Annotated in this window: 1 pseudogene; it reads right to left on the bottom strand. The window is 55.8% G+C overall.

Annotated features, from left to right (window positions below):
* A pseudogene (locus AB4Z23_RS27405) lies at positions 1–278 on the bottom strand (histidine kinase); the annotation flags it as partial.
* Positions 279–780 lie beyond the last annotated feature (502 nt).

The following is a 780-nucleotide window of genomic DNA, read 5'->3' as shown; positions in this document are numbered from 1 at the left end:
TCCCAAAGCTCGGCCCAGTTTTCCTTCGCCGGTCGCCCCAGCGCCGTGGGGTGCTTAGTCCCGATCGATGGGGCGTAGGCATCATTATAGATGGCAGTGAAATCATGACCGCAAAACATGACGATCTGGGCACCCGACGGAATGGCAATGTCAACCGCACACTTCAATTGGGGCGGCCACGACGACATCGGTCCGAGACTGGTGCTTGCCCAGTCGTGGTTGCGAATAATGTCAGCCATCGAGCCGTGATCGGGGGTGGCCGGACCGTGATTGTGCATTGAAAGCCCTCTCGCCCGCTATTTATTTGAAAGCTTCCGATCAGCAAGTCAACGCATTTCACGACAATTTTTTTGGCAGTTTCGAGCGTAAATCCCATTTGCTACATGGTGTTAGCTCAACAGACCGTCCGGGTGACGGATCGGGGATTGGATTACGCTCAGGCCATGGGTTGGATGGAGAACACTCGGCTCGCGGACCACATCCCTCAACACTCCTGGTCCGAAAACAATGGCGCTGGCACGCGCAATATTCTCGTCAGACAGAAAACAGGCCGCCGAGGTTATTCGCGGGCGCTACAGCGCTTTAGACCCGATCGTATGTGAACGATGTCATGAGGCTTGTGACGAAATTGCTCGCCTTCTCTTTGACGAAAACCTCGTTCCACTCGTCGGTTCCCCGCAACATCAGCCCGGTGTAGATACTGTCGACGGCAGCCTAGCCGGGACGCCGGCACAACGATCGCGCTGTACCTGCATGAGCTGATCACGAACGCCATATAGT

The sequence above is a fragment of the Agrobacterium sp. MCAB5 genome, from assembly GCF_052114365.1.
Classification (GTDB): domain Bacteria; phylum Pseudomonadota; class Alphaproteobacteria; order Rhizobiales; family Rhizobiaceae; genus Agrobacterium; species Agrobacterium tumefaciens.
The sequence above is the reverse complement of the archived record's forward strand: the minus strand, read 5'-3'. Positions and strand labels throughout refer to the sequence as shown.